Origin of the sequence: Verrucosispora sp. ts21, assembly GCF_002879555.1 — a bacterium.
GTDB lineage: Bacteria > Actinomycetota > Actinomycetes > Mycobacteriales > Micromonosporaceae > Micromonospora > Micromonospora gifhornensis.
Genome location: NZ_PNOZ01000206.1, coordinates 1 through 356, shown reverse-complemented (window position 1 = coordinate 356; position 356 = coordinate 1). Strand labels below are relative to the sequence as shown.

General features: G+C 44.7%; 1 rRNA gene. It reads left to right on the top strand.

Annotation, left to right across the window (positions count from 1 at the left end):
- Positions 1-356: ribosomal RNA gene (locus C1A38_RS30525) — 16S ribosomal RNA — on the top strand; the annotation flags it as partial.

Genomic DNA, 356 nt, shown 5'->3' with positions numbered 1-356 from the left:
GGAAACAATAGCTAATACCGGATATAGTTATTTATCGCATGATGAGTAATAGAAAGGAGCTTCACAGCTTCACTTAAAAATGGGGGTGCGGAACATTAGTTAGTTGGTAGGGTAATGGCCTACCAAGACGATGATGTTTAGCCGGGCCGAGAGGCTGTACGGCCACACTGGGACTGAGATACGGCCCAGACTCCTACGGGAGGCAGCAGTAAGGAATTTTCCACAATGAGCGAAAGCTTGATGGAGCGACACAGCGTGCAGGATGAAGTTCTTCGGAATGTAAACTGCTGTTATAAGGGAAGAAAAAATAGAATAGGAAATGATTTTATCTTGACGGTACCTTATTAGAAAGCGAC